The following is a 21862-nucleotide window of genomic DNA, read 5'->3' on the forward strand; positions in this document are numbered from 1 at the left end:
CCACCGTTATCCCAATAAAGGGTTCAATTTACTATCTATTGCCTCACGAGCTCTAAAAATACGTGAACGCACCGTACCTACCGGACAATCCATTGCCTCAGCTATTTCCTCATAGCTCATGCCCTCAAATTCCCGCAGAGTGATTGCGATGCGCATTTCTTCAGGTAATTTTTCTATCGCTGATTTAATTGTTTCAATAATTTCATCATTCAATAACATCTGTTCCGGCGTATCCAGACCTTTCAGCTCATTAATATTGTGGACCTGTTCTTCGTCATCAATATCCAGTTCACTGTCAGTACCACGCCGCGTTCTGGCCACCAAATAATTTTTTGCCGTATTGATGGCAATCCGGTAAAGCCAGGTATAAAAAGCGCTGTCGCCTCTGAAATTTCCCAGTGCGCGGTAAGCCTTAATAAAAGTTTCTTGAGCAACATCCTGAGCTTCGCTTTGATCTTTCACATAACGATTAACCAATTGAATGATTTTATGCTGGTACTTTATCACCAACAAATCATAGGCAGACTTGTCACCCTGCTGCACGCGCAACACCAAGTCTTGATCAAGCTCTTCGCTGTTTCCTGTTTTATTTTTCACAGCATTCTAAATTCATTCAAATAGACCAAACCAAACCGTACAAGTTCTTATGGATGCAAAAAAAATTGCTATCGGTAAAAAAAACGTTATTATCCATTAACCTTAGCAATCGAGCTATACGGGTTTATATACTTCTCGTAAAAAAACAATTAGTAATGTCAGAAAGTAACAACATTCAACAAAACTATGATGTACTCATAATCGGCAGTGGGGCTGCAGGGCTAAGCCTTGCGCTTAAACTGGCTGATCATACGCGCATTGCTATCTTATCAAAGTTTACTGTATCTGAGGGCAGTACTGCTTATGCGCAAGGCGGCATTTCTGCGGTACTGGATGCGCAGGATTCTCTGGAATCCCATATCGCCGACACGCTGGATGCAGGCGCAGGACTTTGCGACCCGGAAATAGTAAAACTCACGGTCACTCATGGCAAAGAATCGATCGAGTGGCTTAAAAGCCAGGGAGTCGCATTTACCGAGGAACAATCCAGCAGCGGGGAGAGACAGTTTCACTTGAACCGGGAGGGCGGCCATTCTCACCGCCGTATTGTGCACACAGCCGACGCCACTGGTAAAGCGGTATCAGAATCGTTAGTCAGCCGAGCCAAGCAACATCCGAATATTACTATTTTTGAACACCACAACGTCATTGATCTGATTACAACCCCTAAATGCGGCCAAGCACCCGACCGGGTAATCGGGGCCTACGTGCTGGATGTTAAAGCCGGAAAAGTCAAATCAATTGCAGCCCGAATTTTTGCCTTGGCAACCGGCGGCGCCAGCAAAGTCTACCTGTACAGCACCAACCCTCAAATTGCTACCGGCGATGGCATTGCATTGGCGTGGCGTGCGGGTTGCCGGATCGGCAATATGGAATTCATGCAATTTCACCCGACCTGTCTTTATCACCCGCTTGGCCGCTCTTTCCTGATTAGCGAGGCGGTTAGAGGTGAAGGAGGAAAGTTAATCCTGCCCGACGGCACCCGGTTTATGGCAAGATTCGATAAACGGGAAGAACTGGCGCCTAGAGACATTGTTGCCAGAGCCATTGATCACGAGATCAAAAAACGCGGGATTGATTGCGTTTATCTGGATATCAGCCATAAGCCCAGCTCGTTCATATTGGAGCATTTCCCGAATATTTATGAAACGTGTCTGAAGCTGGGCATAGATATTACAAAGCAACCGATACCCGTGGTCCCCGCCGCACATTATACCTGCGGGGGCATTGTCACCGACCAAAACGCCCGCACAGACATCAGCAATCTTTATGCTGTAGGCGAAGTGGCTTTTACAGGTTTACACGGCGCGAACCGCATGGCGAGCAATTCACTGCTGGAGTGCCTGGTATTTGCAGAACAGGCCAGTCGCGATATTTTAGAAAAACTAGCCGCCACACCCGCTGTCGTTGCCATACCTGAGTGGGACGAATCGAAAGTCGGTGATTCGGATGAAGAAGTCGTGGTTTCCCATAACTGGAACGAACTTAGAAACTTTATGTGGGACTATGTCGGCATCGTCAGAACCGATAAACGTTTGAGCCGGGCCATGCGCCGGATTGAACTGCTCAAAAGCGAGATCACCGAATACTACAGTCACTTTAGAGTCACCAGTGACTTACTGGAACTAAGAAACCTGGTGATTGTTGCGGAGTTGATCATTCGCTGCGCCCAGCAGCGCAAGGAAAGCCGCGGCCTCCATTACACATTGGATTATCCGGAAGCAGATAACACAAAACCTGCGGTAAACACGCTGTTAACGCCCGACAATTTACTCCCCCGAAATTAAGCACGGACACCCTGCCCCGTAAACGCTAAACCGGATACGGGGATCCTATTTTAAGCTTATCGTTCGTCTGCTCTGGACAGCTCGATAAAGCCATGCACGCCCCGTTTTGATTTAACGGACAACCATTCTTTAAGAAGCAGAATCTCTTCAGTTTCCTCAAGCTCATCTATGCATTTTTTCTTTTTTAGTAACCGAAATGCCGCTTCCAGTGCTTTATACCGATCACCGGTTATACCGGCGCGTCTTAATCCTATGGTATTAAGACGATAATGCCGGGCGGGTCGTCCGCCAATCAGCATAAAAGGAATCACATCCATATTAAGACCGGTGGTACCCTGGACGATTGCGTATGCGCCGATACGGCAAAACTGATGAGCCACCACCGACCCCCCCATAAACACCTTATGACCCACTTCGACATGACCGCCAATCGCGACATTATTGGCGAATATGGTATTGTCCCCAACTACACAATCGTGCGCGACATGGCTGTTATTCATAAAATAGCAACCTGAACCTATCCGCGTTTCACCTTTTTCTTTAGTGGCTCTGTGCGCGGTAAATCCCTCCCTGAATACATTATTGTCGCCGATAGTCAGCCAAGTGACCGTTTCGGACTTAAAACCAAGATCCTGAGGCAAATCGCCCAACACGGAGTGAGGATGCAAAACATTTCCTGATCCCATTTTGACATAACGCTGCACAACGGCATGCGCGCCTATTTGGCAGCCGGGACCGATTTGAACATCATCTTCGATCACTGCGAAAGGACCCACTTTGACATCGTCAGCCAATTGGGCTTTATCGGCTATATAAGCGGTTGGATGAATCAATTTTGCCATTCGCATTATCCTCTGGGGTGAAATTTTTCATGTAAGTCTTTTAAACGTTCACGGGCAATATGGGTGTATATCTGGGTCGTTGATAAGTCCGAATGCCCCAGCAGCAACTGTACAACCCGCAAATCAGCGCCGTGATTCAACAAATGTGTAGCAAAGGCATGACGCAGGGTATGAGGCGATAAATCCTTAGTGATACCGGCCTGCTTTGAGTGGCGTTTGATAATATGCCAAAAAGCCTGCCGTGTCATGCCCTCAGCGCGTTGCGTCACAAAAAGAAACTCACAACGACGTTCTTTCAGTAACTGCGGCCGGGTCCGTTCAACATATTCTTGCAGCCACGTCATGGCCTCTTCGCCTACCGGCACCAACCGCTCCTTATTGCCTTTACCGGTAATGCGTACCACACCTTGTCTGAAACTGACTTGCTCCAATCTTAACCCGACCAGCTCCGATACCCTCAATCCTGTCGCGTATAGCATTTCCAGCATCGTTCTGTCCCTGTGCCCAAGCACATTGATTGTCTCCGGCGCATTAAGAAGACACTCAACATCCTGCTCGGAAAGTGATATCGGCAATTTTCTGCCGATATAGGGTAAATCGATAAGCGAGGTTGGATCGATAACAATCCGATTTTCTCTTAGCAGGTAACCATAAAACTTTCTCAGACTGGACAGGATACGCGCCGTTGAGCGGTTACCAATACCTTGCTTATAGCGATAGGCTAAAAAAGCTGAAATATCATCTGACATAACGGCTATCAGTGATTTTTCTTTTAACCATTTGGAAAAAATCCTTAAATCGCTGCCGTAGGCAGACAAGGTATTTTCACTCACCCCTTGTTCAGCCCACAGCATGTCAAGAAATGTGTCGATTAAATCAATAGACATAGTTAAACATTGATTCAGCCTCCAATAACTCTCGCTTGATTGCCACTAAATCACCGTGTGTTTCCCCGCTGTATCCGCCCAAACCATGAGCCGCAACAACCCGATGACACGGAATAATAAAAGGGTAGGGATTTTTTTTGCAGGCATTGCCAATCGCTCTGGCCCCTGAACCTATTTGCATCGCCAAGGCTTTATAGGTCATTGTTTGTCCAAAGGGAATTTTGATCAGCTCCTGCCAAACCTTAAATTGATAGCAGGTTCCTTGCTTAAGTAATCTAAGGCGTTTTGTTTTATCCGCTTGTTGCCAGCATTCCAGCCAAACGGACGTCATGATTGAATCAGACTGCATCTTATTTGCAGAACCGGCACTAAGCAGCCAGTCAGTAGAAACGATTACATCACCCCGCCAGTCAATTTTCATATCGGCAAAAGGCAGACTTATAAGCTGAGAGGCCTCCGGCTCTTCTGCTGTATCAACCCATTCAATACTAAATGTCATGGCAGTCAGATAAAAAATTAATTGGCTTTGCCGCCAACAAAAAAGGCAGCCAAGGCTGCCTTTTTCCGGTGTTTAGATGCCTAATCAAATTTTTTCTTTGATTCTGGCCGCTTTACCCGTCAAGTCACGCAAATAGTACAACTTAGCACGGCGGACAGCACCGCGTCTTTTAACCTGTACTTCGCTGATCAAATGACTGTGAGTTTGAAAAACCCGCTCAACACCTTCGCCGTGAGATATTTTTCTGACGGTGAAAGATGAATTGAGACCGCGATTGCGTTTAGCAATTACGATACCTTCGAAAGCCTGAATTCTTTCCCGCTCGCCTTCTTTTACTTTAACTTGTACAACAACGGTATCACCAGCGCCGAACACGGGTATGTCCTTTCTCAACTGTTCCGCTTCCAAAACATCTATAATATTACTCATTACCACACCTTAAATTATTCAATTCCACAATAAATTCTTCCAGCAGTTTGCGCTGCATTTCATCCAATGGCTTGTTTTTCAACAAATCCGGCCGTTTAAGCCAGGTTCGCCCCAAGGCCTGCTTGGTGCGCCACCGCTCGATATCGGCGTGATTGCCACTCAATAAAACCGCCGGTACGCTATCCTCATCAATTTTCTCAGGTCGCGTGTAATGAGGAAAATCAAGCAACCCGTCCATGTGCGAGTCTTGCTTAGCAGACTCTTCATCACCCAACACACCCGGCAACAAACGTGTAATACCATCCACCACAATCAATGCAGCCAATTCGCCGCCGCTGATCACATAATCGCCTAAGGACCATTCTTCGTCACAGACTTGTTGCACAAAGCGCTCATCAATCCCTTCATAGCGACCGGCTATCAGGATCAATTGCTCTAATTCCGACGCTTGAGTTAACAAACTCTGACTAATTGGCCGTCCCTGCGGACTCAAGTAGACCACTTTTAGTTTTTTATTCTTCTGTTCGGCTTTTATGGCATTGACCGTATCGAACAAAGGCTGGTATTTCATAACCATGCCCGGTCCACCGCCATAAGGCCTGTCGTCTACTGTCCGGTACTTGTCGACAGTATAATCTCTTGGATTCCAGGCTTTTAAACTAACCAAACCACTCTGAATGGCTTTACCTGTCACACCATAACCTGAGGCTCCGATAACCATCTCAGGGAACAACGTTATGATGTCAAATCGCATGTTTAAAGCTAAAAATCCGGATCCCAATTCACTATTATCTGACTGTCTTCAAAATTGACTTTGATGACATAATCATTGATGACAAATGGGATTAACCGTTCTCTGTCACCGATAACAACCAAAACATCGTTTGCTCCGGTTTCCAGCAAATGATCAACCAAACCTAAATCTACACCTTCGGTAGTCAGTACTTTTAAACCAACAAGATCGGTCCAGTAATACTCATTTTCATCCGGTTCAGGCAGTTGACTACGATCAACAGAGATCTTCCAACCCAAAAGCGCTTCAGCATCTTCCCTGGTATTGACGCCTTTGATATGAGCGACAACCGTTTTTCCCTGCCTTTGCCCTTCTACGAACTCAACGGATTTACTGATATCACCCTTTGTTAAAATCAAAGGGGAATAGGACAGAATATTTTCGCGAGGGTTCGTAAACGAGAATATCTTTACCCAGCCTTTTAAACCAAAAACGCCGGATATCTCACCGACATCGATTGAATAAGATTTAGACAAATTTTAAGCGGCTGCTTTTTTTGCGTTTTTTATCAAACTGGCAACACGCTCAGAAGGCTGTGCGCCTCTTGCTTGCCAAAATGCAATCCGCTCAACATCCAACTGTAATTTTTGCTCATTACCGCGGGCGATAGGATTGAAAAAGCCTACACGTTCGATGTAGCGTCCATCACGGCTACTTCTACTGTCAGTCACTACAACTTGATAGAAAGGGCGATTTTTAGCGCCACCTCTTGAAAGACGAATGGTTACCATCTAGTTTCCTCGAAACATTATTCAAAAAATTAATCGCACTATTTTACGCATTTTTAGAAATATGTGAAGGGCTAAATTTCTAAACAGGCTTTTGGTACGGAATATGACTCTATCTTGCTCAACCGCTCACTCATTGTAAGCGCTTGATATATCACCTACATTTTCATGCCACGCATATTGGATTTCAATCCACGAACCATATTGGCCATATTGCCTTTTTTGAATCGTTTCATCATTTTTTCCATCATCTTATGCTGCTTGAGAATACGATTGACGTCCTGCAACTCTTGCCCGCATCCCTCGGCAATTCGCTTTTTGCGGTTACCCTTGATTAAATCAGGATAGCGCCGCTCTTTCATCGTCATTGAATTAATCACAGCGACTTGCCTTGCTATGTCCTTATCCTTAACTTTTTCTTTCATTTCTTTCGGAATATCGCTCATCCCCGGCAATTTTTCCAGCATGGATCCTACGCCACCCATTTTTTGCATTTGCACCAACTGCTCGCGCAAATCTTCCAGATCAAAACTTTTGCCTTTTTGCAGTTTTTTGGCGAGTTTTTCGGCATTGGCTTTATCAACTTTTTGCTCAATCTCTTCGATCAAGCCAAGGATGTCGCCCATCCCCAAGATACGCGAAGCCAAGCGATCAGGATAAAAAGGCTCAAGCGCATCGGTTTTCTCGCCCACCCCGATAAACTTGATGGGTTTGCCAGTGATATGTCGGATTGATAAAGCAGCACCGCCTCTGGCGTCACCATCAGCCTTGGTCAAAATCACGCCGGTAAGCGGCAATGCGTCATTAAACGCTTTGGCCGTATTTGCCGCATCCTGACCGGTCATGCTATCGACAACAAACAAGGTTTCGATAGGATTGATCGCCGCATGCAAGGCCTTAATCTCAGCCATCATTTCATCATCGACGTGAAGACGGCCCGCGGTATCGACTATGACAACATCTAAAAATTTCTTCTTGGCCGCCTCAATGGCATTGCGGGCAATATCAACCGGGTTTTGAGAAATATCACTTTCAAAAAACGTCAAATCCAGATCATTAGCCAACGTTTCCAGTTGCTTGATCGCTGCAGGCCGATAGACGTCAGCACTGACAACCCCAACTTTTTTCTTTTTGTTCAACTGCAGCCAACGACCTAACTTGGCAACTGTTGTCGTCTTACCGGCCCCCTGTAATCCGGCCATCAATATGATAGCGGGAGGGTTCATTTTCAGATTAAGCTCTTCATTAGCCTCTCCCATCACCTTGACGAGTTCCGCTTGAACCAGTTTAATCAAAGCCTGACCCGGCGTTAAACTGGTTTGAACCTGCTGGCCTAGAGCGCCCTCTTTAACGCGTTCGATAAAATCGGTTACTACCGGCAAAGCAACATCGGCCTCTAAAAGCGCCATGCGAACTTCGCGTAACGTCTCTTTAATATTACTTTCAGTCAGTTTTCCCTGACCTTTAACTTTTTTTAGTGTACTACTTAATCGATCGGTTAAATTATCAAACATGGCTGCGTCTACACCTTCAGAAATGAGTCATATGCCTATACGTAAATGCGCTAGGACTATTCAGCTCGATATATTAACATAACGTAACGAATACGCCTTTTGATTTGTTTAATGATTGCAAGGCCGTGGTAATTAGGCAAAATCAGTGACCGCAAAACCCTGCAGGACAAATAAATGGGATCCAACTGAATTAAGGCATGAGTGTTAAAGTTGCTTTGCGCTAACCACAATCAAACGATCACAAACCATACTCGCTTTACTGAACAAAAACACTGACAACCTGAAACCAACTACACTTATGGCCGCCCTATTTACCGGTATTTTATCCATCCTAGGTTATCTATCCGCTACTTTTCTTTTATTAAAAGATTTGTTTAGTGCAAAAACCCGGCGCCCCTTTTTATTTATTGCCTGGATAGGTGTTTTGCTGCATGCGCTCAACATCGCGTTAGTCACGGATAAACATCAAGGCTTTAATTTCAGCTTCTTCAGTACCGCCTCTCTCATTTCACTGTCGATTGCACTACTTCTGCTCATTGCAGTATTGGACAAGCCGGTGGAAAAACTGGGTATTGTAATATTCCCATTAGCTTCGTTGATGCTTGGACTTGAAATAGCAATGCCCGAGGCCTCATTCACGCCCGTCTCCTACAGCTGGCAAATGTCAACGCACATACTCACGTCAATCATGGCGTTCAGCTTGCTCAACATCGCCGCGCTTCAGGCCGCGCTTTTGGCTATTCAAGATCAACAATTACGCAGCCACCACCCCCGAAAACTGATTCGGTCATTACCGCCATTGCAAGCAATGGAGTCATTACTATTTCAAATGATTGGTTACGGACTTTTGTTTTTATCGGCCTCGCTTCTGACCGGCTTTATTTTTATTGAAGATTTATTTGCTCAGCACTTAGTCCATAAAACCGTACTCTCCATCCTTGCCTGGATTATTTTTTCGTGCCTTTTGATTGGACGCTCACGTTACGGCTGGAGGGGTAATACCGCCATACAATGGACTTTGATAGGATTTATTCTGCTGCTGCTGGCTTATTTCGGCAGCAAACTGGTCTTGGAACTCATACTCAAAAAACATTAAGGCTCGCCTTGCCCATAAGCCTTAGTGGCGGCACGCCCCTTTTTCATCTGGGTAATCTGCTCATTGACGGCATGCATTTCCGCCTCGCTCAAGCTAATAACCTGATCCAATAACGAATTGATTTTTAATATGAGACTCTGATCGTTTTGAGTCAGGACCGGCCCCTGATTGAAAAACGATTGAATCGTTTCTCGCTGCAACGCTTCGACCTGGCTTAGCTGTTCCCAGTCCTGCTGCAACGCAAACATCAGCATTTGCTCTGTTAAATCAAGCGCCTGCTCTAGGGTAGCTGAATTCATATAAACTTAAAAAAGAACACCTGACGCCGGCGCCGGAAATAAAACACTAAACACTGATTGCATCCCAGGCAGATTTTACATCTCTAAGTAAGCTACTCACTTCATCCAGAATCTCTTCGTCATTTTTGATATTGGCCTCAAGCAAACGACGCTCCATATATTCATACAGATTGTCCAGATTGACGGCAATATCGCCCTGACTCAGATCCAGACTCGAACGCAGTCCACCCAATATCGCGATAGCACGACTGATATTTTCACCTTTGGTCGCAATTTCATTGCGTTGAATGGCTCCTTTGGCAACGGCAATCTTTTGCAATCCGCCCTCATAAAGCATTTGGATTAGCCTGTGCGGACTGGCCCCATCAATTTCAGAAGCCGCTCCTGACTTATAACTGTTAACCGCATATTTTCTGGAACCCATATTCATGACGATCTTCCTTCAAGTAACTTACCGATGCCTTAATTATCGGCAGACGCTTCATTTCTTGAATAGTTTAAAGCAAAAAAGCCGAAATAAATCGGCTTTTTTATGAACTTAAATCCGATGTTAGCCTTGCAGCAAACTCATCACATTTTGGGTTTGCGCATTGGCCTGACTCAACATTGCTGTTCCAGCTTGTTGCAGGATCTGATTCCGTGTCATTTCGGTCGTCTCCTTCGCAAAGTCGGCATCGCGTATTCGTGAATTTGCGGCCGAGAGATTTTCAGCCACGTTATCGAGATTTCGGATGGTCATTTCAAACCGGTTCTGTGCTGCACCCAATACAGCCCGTAAACTGTCCACCTGATTAATCGCACTGTCCACCGATTTCATCAATTGGTTTGCACCCTGAACTGTAGTGACGTCTGCATTGGCTATAGTGCCGATGGCTTGAACGTTTTGTTGAATCCCTCGCCCTGTTGATACCGATGCAGCCGGATCTAAACCGATTGCAGCCATTGAAGTTGTTGATGTACCACTAGCGGATATTGTATCTGCAGCAGAAATAGTTACCTGGCCCGAAACCCTTAAATCGATTGGCAATCTGAAGTCATACCCTGCATTACCCCCAATACCATTAACCGCCCCTCCACCGCCATTAAATAGCAAGTTTGCCGCCACAGCATCCTTGGTCTGCATGATGATATCCCTTCCATCTTCAGCTACTAGATTGAGCCTTCCATCCTTATCGATATTGGCAACCACACCAGTAGCATTAGTTTTAGCATTAATAGCATTAACCAACGAACCGTCTGAATCCTTAACCTTAATATCAACGGGTCCAATACTTACACCATTGATTTTTAAACCCTCATGATCAATTCTGCCGACCCCAACATATGAGAACTCAACAGAAGGCATACCACTGGTTCCTGCAACAGCAACACTGACATCCCCAGAAGTAGCGTCACCAATAGAAAATTCGGTGCGAGCTGTAGCATACACACCTTCTAATACAATCTTTCCAGTTTGATCTACCTGCCCCATCTCCCGTATCGAATTAATACGAGCAGCAATATCTTTAGCAACCCCTGCGCCGTAATTTAAATTATTGCTATCGACAAGATCACCACTGGCAAACTGAACAATGCTGCCTCCATAACGAACTTCGGCAATATCAACCAACTGAGCTCCACCTCTAACGCTCAGATTAACATCACCAAGCTTTACCGCATTTCCAGAAGCGGCCGTGCTACTTGCAGTGGTGACACCAATATTGCCAGATGCGTCACCTGACAAGGCAACTCTTGTGCCTACCGTCTGAACGGCGCCCGGCTGTTGGCCTAAAGCGCTAGCTCTCATATCACCCATATTGACAGCTAATTGCTGACCAGCATTGGCACCAATCTGAAAATTGAAGACCTTATTGCTTCCGTCCAGTAGACTTTTGCCGTTGAACTGAGTGGTAGTTCCAATACGGTTTATCTCACTGACAATTTGATCAATTTCCAATTGAATGGATTGGCGGTCGCTGGCTGAGTTGGTGTCATTGGCAGACTGCACCGCCAAGGTCCGCATCCGCTGCAGGCCGTTTGACACTTCGTCTAACGCCCCTTCAGCGGTTTGTGCCAACGAGATGCCATCATTCGCATTTCGGGATGCCTGGTTCAAACCATTAATTTGAGCTATGAAGCGATCCGAAATCGCAAGACCAGCCGCATCATCCTTGGCACTGTTAATCCTTAAGCCGGAAGATAAGCGCTGCATACTGGTCTGCAAAGCCGATTGCGATTTGTTCAAATTCCGTTGTGCTGTCAACGCGGGTATATTGGTATTGATAATTTGTGGCATAGTCTTTCTCCCATTTGCATTCGCAATGTCAAATAACTTTCGCTATTTAATGTGTAATTTCATCCCAACACCGCGAATGCGGCTTAGAATTGAGTCACACTGATAGATACATGAGCTATGCCAAAACTTATTTAATGAAATTAATTCAATAACTTAAAACAGACTTCTATTGAAATAAAGAATTCATCCAGCTTTCAGTCAAAATTTTGACCCGCTATTTATAATTGACCTGTGCCGTTATGCATTGCGGTACTTGTAGCAGCGATGCCTAGATATGAAAAAGCAAAACGCAGCTTCAGAAAAGTTTATTAAAGTGGGAATAGAGAAAACCGGATCAGCAAATTCTTGCCTAGCAAGCGGCAAATAATTACCGCTTTATTTCATATGCCACTAAAAAAGCATAAAAACTTTTCCTGGAGGGGATGATCGGTGTTTTTTTTGTTTTACCTGCGCGGAGACTTTGAGACGCGTAGGGCAACGCCTGCAGGGCGATTTGAAGCTTTAGTCGCGGCGTAGGCGTCGCTCCTACAGAATACTTCCTTTTACCGGAGAAATATGATTTTTAGGATTAATGAGCATTTCAACGCAAGATAAACCCTGTTCGGGCTTAACTGAAGCAGCTTGAAAACCGGCTAATTCTTATTAGTAAACGGCAAAGTTGCCAACTGGCCTGTCAAAAAGTCGCCAGTAGAACGCATTTGACTGACCATTAAATCCATGGCCAAAAATTGGCTGCGTAAGCGCTCCTCAAGGCTTACCATTCGCTCATTAAGCTTGACTCTGCTTTCGCCAATAGACTCAATGCGTTGCGTAAAATCATTCATCCGGCGCGTCAACACACCGTCACTCGATAAAAAACCGTTAATCAATGTATTAAGCTGCTCAGCATAGCCTTTGGTATAACCTACTGTACCCCGATCACCAAGCGACCCGCCAGCCACATCAATCTGCAAGCCCGCAGCATCTTGAGCACCAGTTAGCCGAGTACCTAAGCCGCTTGCAGGAAATCCACCGATAGTGCCGGCAATATCCAATCCTGCCGTTCCGGCCCGAATGGTTAATCCCAAAGAACTGCTTCCTGCAGAAATCTGAGTCACATCAACGGACGACTCACTACCAAAACGAGCGGACTTGATCGCCATCACGCCGTTCACCTCATCAAAACTAACAGTCACGGATCGACCTGCTGTTTTTAATGCCGTATCTTTATTAATCTGCGCTTGAAGCGCTCCTGCTAGTTCAGCCCCGGTAAGATCTGATCCCAAGCTTAACGTAATTAAATCAGACTGAGTACCGTCTACTTTTAGCTTGAACGTATTATTGTTCGCATCAATAGTAAAAAGCCCATTACCTATCGTACTGTTGTAGCTGCTTTGAGTGGCTAATTGGGTAATATTAACCGCATACGAGCCAACCTTTGTTTCACTTCCCGCCTTAACATAACTAACAAGACTGTCACTACTCCGTCCCGTCGTTGCAAATAGTGCCGCAAAATCATCGATATTAGTGTTTAACGCTTTGTCTAATTTTCCGTTATCCAGTAACAAAGTACCGTCTCTGGCGCTGGTGATACCGATATCGGCCAGCGCTCTGACATCAGCCGTCAAGCCTTTGACCATATCGCCCATCAGACGCTGCATTTGACTGTTCATACTGCGTATTGCGGAATCACCGGTTAAAAGAGAACCTTTTTTCTCTTCCGCATCAAATTTTGTCGCTTTGTTCAGCACACCTTTTAGCTCATTAAAGCTATTAACAAATTTTTCCACCGACTCTTTGATACTGGTTTTATTTTCACCGATAGTAAGCGTGGTAGGTGCATCCGGCGCGATGTCTTTTAGATCAAACGTCACGCCAGGCAATACCCCGGAAACCGAATTGGTGGGGCGCTTGATATTGATGCCATCCACTTTGAGCAAAGCATCTTTTGCCGCCAACGTCTGTTCCATGTTTTTTCCACTACCCACACCAACGGCCTCAGGATCAAAGGCCAACTGAGACAAGCCTGAATCATTGGTAGGATCGCCATCATCATCCGTCACAGTGATACGCATACTATTAGCTGCACCACTTTCGGAACTTAACACCAGCCGATCGCCGGTTCCGTCATTCAAAATAGTCGCTGTTAATCCGGCCTTAGCCGAATTAATGGCATCTCTTATACCTTGTAAACTTGAGTTTTGGGGAGTAATACTTATTGACTTGCTGGGTTTAGCGGCATTTTCGGTAAACAAGTTTGAATCTTCATCATAAGACCCGAACTGGATATTCAGCGTTCCACTGCCAACATTAGCCGAACTTCCAGCAAATGATTTGGATGCCAGCTTTTGCGCTTGGGCCAATTGCTTGACCTCAACGCTGTGCTGCCCCGCTTTGGCCGCATTACTGACGGTCGCCGAAAACAATTTTTCATTGCCAATGGAAACCGTTTTACTTTGAAAAGCGGATAGTGAAGCCAGCGCCCGGATTGAGCTTTGGAAATCGGAGACCGAACTTTTTACAATACCCAGGGTTGAGAGCCGTGCTTGAGCTAAGGCCTCATCACTGTTCAAGCGTTTCTCAGTCGGCGCTTTTTCTGCGGCAACAAGCTGAGTCACGATACTGTTGATGTCTAAGTTCGAACCGACACCGGGCGCTTGAATTCCTGCCATGTTCTTATCCTCTTAAGGTTAGGCCCTACTCTTGATAAGCATGCCGGACAGATCCTCTTTATCCAACTGATCAGAGAGTCTTCTGGAAATTTCCAGCATCTCCTCAGATGGAATTTGCTTGATTTCTTCTCCGGTTTTTTGATCAACCACTTTAATGATAGTCCTACCGCTATCATCATCGAGTTTAAATTGAATACTCCGCTTTTCATTTTGAAAAGCTGTATTGATCTTGGTGACTACGTCTGCTAAGTCTTCCTTATTTAGCGCCTCTTTTTTCTCATTCTTCTCAACACCTTCAGGCTCAAGCTTTTTGGTTTGCTGCTCTACTAAAACACGTTTAGCCTCATCCTTTTTTTCAGCAGGATGAAGCTTTTTTGATTCCAGCTCTGAGGGGACCTGGTTAATGGTGCGAGAGATATTTTTAATTCCCGTGTCCATCATCTGTTCCTCGTAGTTTAGCCGGAATAGCTGCCTAAGCACCTATTCCGGCATTAAAGACTATCTTAATAAAGACATCACATTTTGAGTCTGAGCGTTAGCTTGAGACAACATTGAGATACCGGCCTGTTGCAAAATCTGGTTTCTCGTCATTGCCGTGGTTTCCGCTGCAAAATCAGCATCTCTTATTCGAGAATTCGCGGCTGACAAGTTTTCAGAGACATTATCAAGGTTCCGGATCGTCATTTCAAATCGGTTTTGTGCCGAACCCAGATTAGCCCGGAAAGAGTCGACTTGTTCCAAGGCGCTATCGACTGACTTCATTAAAGTATTCGCGCCTTGAATCGTGGTGACATCAGCGTTCGCAATGGTTCCTTTGGCCTGAACATTTTGTTGTATATCTCGACCTGCTGATACGGCTTGCCCAGAAGCCAATCCCGCACTTTCCATTGTGGCACCGGATGCAACAATAGTGTCAGTAGCAGAATAAGTCACTTGGCCTGAAATTCGAAGATTTAATCCACCAGTAAAATCATTGTCGGTATTTCCTGCCCCATTGACAGCACCACCACCCCCATTGAAAATCAGATTTGATGCGACTGCATCCTTCGTTTCAATGATAATATCCCTGCCATCCTCGGCAGCAAGGTTTAATCGCCCGTCCTTGTCAACGCTAGCAGATACACCTGTTATATTAGTTTTAGAGTTGATCGCATTAACTAGATCACCACCGGCATCATTTTCCTGAAGGTTAACGGGACCTACATCAACACCGTTTATTTTTAAACTGTCATTTTGCAGTTTACCCGCACCCACATTGGAATTTTCTAAAGCGGGCATACCACTGGTTCCAGCAACACCTACATCTCCTGAGACGGCATCAGAAATATTAAATTCAGTACGAGCGGTTGCATAAACACCTTCCAATACTGTTTTACCGGTTGAATCCACTTCACCTAACTTACGAATTGAATTAACTCGGGTAGCGATGTCTTTAGCAACGCCCGCTCCGTAATAAGTCCCCGAAGTAGTAGTTAATTCCGCACCAGAACGTTGGGTAATATCACCGCCATAACGAGCTAAGGCAATATCTACGTTCTGTGCACCACCGTTGACGCTTAGGGTTACATCACCAGATGCTACCGCCACACCAGAGGAACTTGTAGATCCACCACTTGAAACACCAATATTTCCTACTGTATCCCCAGAAAGCGCAACACGGGTTCCTACCGTTTGAACTGCACCGGGTTGTTGACCTAATGCACTGGCACGCATATCGCCCATTTTAACGGATAATTGCTGACCGGAATTTGCTCCAATTTGAAAAGAAAACTCTTTATTGCTGCCGTCCAACAGATTTTTACCATTAAACTGGGTCGTGCCACCAATCCGGTTTATTTCGCTGACAATTTGATCAATTTCCAGCTGTATAGACTGGCGGTCACTCGATGAATTGGTATCGTTGGCAGCTTGAACAGCCAGTGTACGCATTCTTTGCAAACCGTTGGTCACCTCATCCAATGCGCCTTCGGCCGTTTGGGCAAGAGAAATACCGTCATTGGCATTTCGGGATGCTTGAGTCAAACCATTGACTTGGGCTTGGAAACGATTGGAAATTGCAAGACCGGCCGCATCATCCTTGGCGCTGTTGATACGCAACCCTGATGAGAGCCTTTGCAAATTGGTTTGCATTGCTGATTGTGACTTATTTAAGTTCCGTTGCGCAGTGAGCGCAGAAACATTCGTATTAATGACTTGTGCCATGATGACTCTCCTTCAGGGTCTTTGCTTTAAATAAGCAAGTTTGTTTAATCTCGCTTTGTTTATCGACCATGCCCCATGAAGCTTTAATAATTTTTCTTACTATTCACTGAGGAAAAACATAAATGAGAACCACGTCACAACGACCCGTAATCTGACTGATTAATCATCAACGCAAGAGGCTATTAAATGGCCTCCCTGCTAATGCAATGCAGATAATTGTTGGAGCGGGCAAGACACCCCCCTATACTTTTGCCTAACGATTCATTGGCCTTAGGCGGATAAATCGCACCTCCGCCAGTCAAAGAAGAACGAATTGACCGCCCCATACCAAACATTTCGAAACGCCATAGCCCGGAAAACCCAGACAATAGCTATAGAAATCCATATTTTTTAAGGAGTCAGCGCATTCAACCAATCATCCAAATGATCTTCCAGCAAATAATTATCCAGCACCCACTGCTGCAATACTCTTCCCTCTGCACGCAGCGCTTCCGGTTCAGCGATTTTTTCCCTGATTTCTTTAAACCAATACTGAGTATTATTACCGACTAAGGTCACCGGGGCATTCTGGTAAGGAAGAATATCGGAACAAATTACCGGCCAGCCGAGCACGCCGTATTCAAGTATGCGTAAATTCGTTTTAGCCATATTAAAATTGTTATATTCCAGTGGCGCAATGGCTAAATCCAGATCCAGTTCAGCCAGTTTTTGAGGATAAAGATCAAACGGCACGCCCCCATGATATTCCTTGATAATAGGCTTAAGCCTATCAGGGCACATGCCCATAAAAATCCAATCGACCTCGTCTTTTAAGGATTCAACCACAGGAAAAATAAATTCAAGATCACCATGATGCTGCGCGCCCCCCGCCCAACCCACGCGCAGTTTATTGCTAGTCCGTTCTTTTTTGGTGACCGGCAAATCCACCCATCGGTTACTTTCCAAATAATTGGGCACAACCTTAATATCGCCAATCCATCGGCTGTAGGCTTCTTTTAAGGGTTCATTGGCCACAATCAAGCGATCAGAATTTTCCATTAACTTTCTAAGCCGCTTACGCATGTCTTTAGGCCACTTGCCTTGCAAAGGATGCTTGCCAGGCAATGCAAAAACCAAATCATCTTGAGAGTAGATTCTAAATACTGAATTAAAGCGTTTGTACTGTTCCCATGCATGAATTAGATAATCAGCCGTACCATTTTGCAGCAACAAGACATCTGGCTTAACCCGCTCAATTTCAACAATATCAGGAATCAATGTGGCGCTGTGATTAGGCAATAAACTGCTTTGAATCATCGCTGCATTAGTTAATGCACGAAGCGGTGCTCTTACCCGATATTCGCCGACACCTGAATCATTAGCAGGAAAGGCGTAAATCCGAAGCCGATCATGAAAATCGATATTCCATGTTACATCTGTTTCTGTTTCAATCTGAAAATGCCGATGTTTGAGACTAAGATTACGATTATAAGCAGGGTCATTGGCAAGCTGAGGAAGCCACTTTTCCAACATTTTGTCAGCTTCTTGCCTTGCTCTCTTGGCTTTATCAGGATTTTTATCACCTTTTATTGAGCTGGAACCATGATGAACAACTGTTGCATAAGGAGTCCAGACAATTTTATAGCCCCGCTCTCTTACTTTTAAACATAAATCAACATCATTGAACAAAACCTTAAAGTTTTCCTCATCAAGCCCGCCTACTTCAAAATATAAAGATTTAGGAATCAACAAACATGCGGCGGTCACGGCGGAAAAGTTTTGAACCACTTGGGCGCGGTTCATATAACCAGGATCAGTCATGGGCAAACTAATATGCGGATGATCAGCCACACCAAAAGACCCCATACCTAAAATCACTCCAGCATGTTGTATAGTTTGATTTGGGAAAACGAGCCGAGCTCCTACTATACCCACTTCTTTCCGCTGACCATGATTGAGTAACCTATCAATCCAATTATCTTGCACTATAACAGTATCATTATTTAGCAATAACAAATAATCGCCCAAAGCATGTTCTGCGGCAAAATTATTAATAGCAGAATAATTATATACTTTTGGATAACTAATTACTCGTATATAGTTTGCTCGCTCTCGCTCTAGATATTCAAAATAATCAAGAGTTTCTTGTTCATCACTTTGATTATCAATAATAATAATTTCATAATTAGGATAACTAGTTTTAGTTACGATGCTTTCGATACAAGGCTTCAGCAAGTCAAGCCTATTTCGAGTTGGCACAAGAATAGATACAAGGGGTTGGTTTGGCCAGTTGAACTCTACATTAAAAGTCCCTTCAATTTGACCATTTTTAACTGTGCCATCTAATCCCAATCGACCTAGATGATCCTGAAGAGATGTGCGATACGACTCATAATTAATGTTTCTGTTCGGCAACTTGATAGTATGCACTAAAATATCGGGTATGTGCCCAAATACAGTATCACCAAATTTCTCCCATACTTTAAGCGCAAAATCATAGAAATCAGCGTCAATTAATCTTGAATAACCACCAATACAAGCTAGAGTTTCTCTATCTATAAAGCATAACCCACCTAAATATGGCGTTGATCGCAATAAATCTATATTTATATTCGGCTTAAATTTAGGACTTACTCTATTTTTATAGAAATCAAAACTGTCCTCGTCACTGTAAATATATTTCCATTCAATATTATTTAACACATAAACAGTTAGTACCATTAAATAATCTGATTCGAAAGATAACCCTGGCTCAACAAATCCCACCCAATCATAGTTACTTAATGACAGTAAATTATCCACAGCCTGAAAGTATTCGTAGTCGTTGCTTACGGTCACCCATTCCAATGATTCTAGCTCATTAAATAGCATATCAGGTGCTGGCATGGGTGAAACAACACTCAACCTCCAATTTTCACTGGTCTGTGCAGCCAAAGCATCAACGACATCGGCTAAATAGGCCTCTTCACCTGGCATAACAGTCATAATAAATTTAAATATTGGCGAGCTATCGAATTGTTTAGACAAAGAGTTGAAAATAGATTTATAACCCAAACACCTATCTTTGTGCTTTCTTTGCCATATACTATATAAATTTTTATCAACTGACTTTTTAGTAACCTGAATTTTTTGCTTCTCACTTTTGTTAGCGTGAGAAGAATAAGACAGCCCCTCTCTAACCGATAAATATGCTGTTGATAACGCCGCGACCAAACGGTTTTTAGAATTCTTTTGAAAGCCTGCAATTTCATTCTGAAAATCGTTGAAAAAATCTATGTACTCGCCATACGATTTTTCACTGAAATTAATACCGTAATTCTTTAAAACTGTCTCACATATATCAAAAATCCTCAACGATGTACCTATCTCTGGCGCATCGCAACTAACTAGTCTAAACAAGCTTAAATAAAGCCCTCTATGCAACACAAACTCGATAGGAATTGGCGTTTCATATTCCCATTCTAAATCTATTAAAACAGGCTTGCCATCATTACGAATTATCAAGTTGGTTGGCATTGCATCAAAATACTTACCTGGCAGAAACGTTTCATATTCCTTGAATCTTTTTGGCTTCAAATCAACAGTTATTGCTGCTCCACGTAAACACTCTATCCATGGACAAACCCAATCTATTAACTCCTGTAACCGCCAGGAAGGTCTGTTTACTATACGAACTAACAAATCATAACTTTTGACGCCAGGCTCATAGACAGTATAAGTCCAATCATCCTTAATAAAGACTGACGTCGGCATTATGGAACGAGTTCTTACCTTAATTTCACTCCCTTGAACAAATTGATGTTCTCGTATTGAGGTCCATCTGCCTGCTGGACTGCTGTAATGTGCAGCCAGAATGTTAGTATTTAGAACATCGTCATTATTTTTATGGGCTACAAGTAATAATGAATTAGCTAAATCAGCCGTCAAACCATTACGAACTACAACTTGCCAGGCCTGCTCAAGCGAAAATAACGGATTTTTAAATGGTTGAGGCTCATGAACTACAGTATTAGAAATGAGAGTCCCCAAATTCCAATCAGGATCATCTGTATTAAGCCCTCTTGGGTAAATCATAGTTAAAGGCAGTTTATAATCAGGAAATGGAATATAAACATCTATATTTTTAAAACCCGATTGCTTTATACGATCGGTCAACTCTTTACGACCAAAGGTAATAACAGATTTATCGGTATAGCTATCGTTAATTCCATACATTGACCGTCCAACATGATCTTCTGGTGCACCACAAAAATATTTCAAACCTAACTGATTTTCTATAGCTATCAGTAAAACACCGTCTTCTTTTAGAAACCCACTTGCAATCTTCAATATCCGGTCAATGGGATTCTCGCTTTCAACATACACTTGAGAATATTCAAGCACACCGATTAAAGTAACCACATCAAAACACTCTGTTGTTTTAAACTCCTGGATGGTATCAACAATAACAGTAACATTTGTCAAATCCCGGCATCTCTCTGAATTAATTTTTGATCGTATTGCACTTCCATCAACTGCTATTACATCTCCTCCTAGTTCACCTAAAAACCGGGTTACGCCCCCACATCCAGATCCTAACTCAAGTGTTTTCCCATTCTTAATGCGATCAGCAAAAGGTCTCACAATATTTGCTCTATCAGGCGCAAAATGATAGCGGCTAGGCCAATCTATACAATGCCGCTGAATATCTGATGAAAACAGACTGACATCCCTACAGTTTTTAAGTGCGTTATATAATCGAGTTTCAGTCAAATCCCCATCCGAGTAACTAAAAGGCTCACTTCCTGATTTCCGAACCCAAATTTTGTTTTTTGGATCAAAGACGTAACCGCTTAGCAATTCAGTCATAAAATTCCCATAATATAATGATTTTTATAATTACTATATAAAACACCCAAGAGTAAGTAGCCAGTTAGGTAAGTAATTATTAAACTTAATACCGCACTGATTAACGACAAAAAATTGACTCTTGACCTCATAATTAATATTTTTAAGCAAGACTAACGCCACAATTACTAATTATTCGACAAGACAAGCCTACGCTTAGCCTAGCCAAGGGTTTTCATCAACTAAATGTAAGAACTAGTGTTTAATTGCAGAAATAATATATTATATCAGCTATACTAGGCATTATGCCTAGTATAGCGATAGAAATAACACTGACCACCGAACAAAAACAACAGCTTGAAAAAATAGTCCGCAGTCATAGTGCCGAGCGTCGACTGGTCGAGCGTGCTCAAATTATTTTAGAGTGCGCAACAGGCAAGCAAAATCAAGAGGTTGC

The 21862-nt window shown here is 43.8% G+C and carries 18 protein-coding genes; 2 read left to right on the top strand and 16 right to left on the bottom strand.

Translation table 11 applies throughout. The features are described 5' to 3' along the window. Positions 1-6: 6 nt before the first annotated feature. Entirely contained in the window at positions 7-597 is a 591-nt protein-coding gene (rpoE, locus tag Q7V32_RS14620) for an RNA polymerase sigma factor RpoE (protein ID WP_304897713.1), read from the bottom strand. A gap of 155 nt (positions 598-752) precedes the next feature. Here rpoE and nadB point away from each other — a divergent pair, with 155 nt between their 5' ends. Next, positions 753-2384 carry an L-aspartate oxidase gene (gene nadB, locus Q7V32_RS14625; protein WP_304897714.1) on the top strand — a complete coding sequence of 544 codons (1632 nt, stop codon included), beginning with the start codon at positions 753-755 and terminating at the stop codon, positions 2382-2384. Between the two features lie 56 nt (positions 2385-2440). Here the strand turns inward: nadB and lpxA are convergent, their stop codons facing one another. The 8 genes from lpxA to ffh form a co-directional block, all read right to left on the bottom strand. Beyond that, complete coding sequence (gene lpxA, locus Q7V32_RS14630; protein WP_304897715.1) at positions 2441-3226, bottom strand: acyl-ACP--UDP-N-acetylglucosamine O-acyltransferase; 786 nt, start codon at positions 3224-3226, stop codon at positions 2441-2443. Positions 3227-3231: 5 nt separating this feature from the next. Then, positions 3232-4113 carry a site-specific tyrosine recombinase XerD gene (gene xerD, locus Q7V32_RS14635; RefSeq protein WP_304897716.1) on the bottom strand — a complete coding sequence of 294 codons (882 nt, stop codon included), beginning with the start codon at positions 4111-4113 and terminating at the stop codon, positions 3232-3234. After that, positions 4103-4612 carry a methylated-DNA--[protein]-cysteine S-methyltransferase gene (locus Q7V32_RS14640; RefSeq protein WP_304897717.1) on the bottom strand — a complete coding sequence of 170 codons (510 nt, stop codon included), beginning with the start codon at positions 4610-4612 and terminating at the stop codon, positions 4103-4105. The genes xerD and Q7V32_RS14640 overlap by 11 nt, the downstream gene beginning before the upstream one ends. 84 nt (positions 4613-4696) lie before the next feature. Beyond that, positions 4697-5041: a 50S ribosomal protein L19 gene (gene rplS / locus Q7V32_RS14645; RefSeq protein WP_159652158.1), complete on the bottom strand. Its 345-nt coding sequence runs from the start codon at positions 5039-5041 to the stop codon at positions 4697-4699. After that, complete coding sequence (gene trmD / locus Q7V32_RS14650) at positions 5034-5795, bottom strand: tRNA (guanosine(37)-N1)-methyltransferase TrmD (RefSeq protein ID WP_304897718.1); 762 nt, start codon at positions 5793-5795, stop codon at positions 5034-5036. Before trmD ends, rplS begins: the two co-directional genes overlap by 8 nt. 8 nt (positions 5796-5803) lie before the next feature. Continuing rightward, on the bottom strand, positions 5804-6310 hold the full coding sequence (gene rimM / locus Q7V32_RS14655) for a ribosome maturation factor RimM (RefSeq protein WP_304897719.1): 507 nt from the start codon (positions 6308-6310) through the stop codon (positions 5804-5806). Positions 6311-6313: 3 nt separating this feature from the next. After that, a complete protein-coding gene (gene rpsP / locus Q7V32_RS14660; protein WP_159652152.1) occupies positions 6314-6565 on the bottom strand; it encodes a 30S ribosomal protein S16 in 252 nt (83 codons plus the stop codon). Positions 6566-6720: 155 nt separating this feature from the next. Next, positions 6721-8076 carry a signal recognition particle protein gene (ffh, locus tag Q7V32_RS14665; protein ID WP_304897720.1) on the bottom strand — a complete coding sequence of 452 codons (1356 nt, stop codon included), beginning with the start codon at positions 8074-8076 and terminating at the stop codon, positions 6721-6723. A gap of 298 nt (positions 8077-8374) precedes the next feature. Here ffh and Q7V32_RS14670 point away from each other — a divergent pair, with 298 nt between their 5' ends. Next, a complete protein-coding gene (locus tag Q7V32_RS14670) occupies positions 8375-9172 on the top strand; it encodes an inner membrane protein YpjD (RefSeq protein WP_304897721.1) in 798 nt (265 codons plus the stop codon). Here the strand turns inward: Q7V32_RS14670 and Q7V32_RS14675 are convergent. The 7 genes from Q7V32_RS14675 to Q7V32_RS14705 form a co-directional block, all read right to left on the bottom strand. Beyond that, positions 9169-9471: a hypothetical protein gene (locus tag Q7V32_RS14675; RefSeq protein WP_304897722.1), complete on the bottom strand. Its 303-nt coding sequence runs from the start codon at positions 9469-9471 to the stop codon at positions 9169-9171. The genes Q7V32_RS14670 and Q7V32_RS14675 overlap by 4 nt on opposite strands. Before the next feature lie 46 nt (positions 9472-9517). Continuing rightward, positions 9518-9901, bottom strand: a complete 384-nt coding sequence (gene fliS / locus Q7V32_RS14680) for a flagellar export chaperone FliS (RefSeq protein WP_304897723.1) — start codon at positions 9899-9901, stop codon at positions 9518-9520. 120 nt (positions 9902-10021) lie between these two features. Next, positions 10022-11746: a flagellin gene (locus tag Q7V32_RS14685; RefSeq protein ID WP_304897724.1), complete on the bottom strand. Its 1725-nt coding sequence runs from the start codon at positions 11744-11746 to the stop codon at positions 10022-10024. 632 nt (positions 11747-12378) lie between these two features. After that, positions 12379-14397, bottom strand: a complete 2019-nt coding sequence (gene fliD / locus Q7V32_RS14690) for a flagellar filament capping protein FliD (protein WP_304897725.1) — start codon at positions 14395-14397, stop codon at positions 12379-12381. 18 nt (positions 14398-14415) lie between these two features. Then, a complete protein-coding gene (locus Q7V32_RS14695) occupies positions 14416-14835 on the bottom strand; it encodes a flagellar protein FlaG (protein ID WP_304897726.1) in 420 nt (139 codons plus the stop codon). Between the two features lie 60 nt (positions 14836-14895). Further along, positions 14896-16599 (bottom strand): flagellin, encoded by a 1704-nt coding sequence (locus Q7V32_RS14700; RefSeq protein WP_304897727.1) that lies wholly within the window; start codon positions 16597-16599, stop codon positions 14896-14898. Positions 16600-16989: 390 nt separating this feature from the next. After that, on the bottom strand, positions 16990-21426 hold the full coding sequence (locus Q7V32_RS14705) for a glycosyltransferase (protein ID WP_304897728.1): 4437 nt from the start codon (positions 21424-21426) through the stop codon (positions 16990-16992). Positions 21427-21862: the final 436 nt, after the last annotated feature.

This window comes from Methylicorpusculum sp. (assembly GCF_030651835.1).
Classification (GTDB): Bacteria; Pseudomonadota; Gammaproteobacteria; order Methylococcales; family Methylomonadaceae; genus Methylicorpusculum.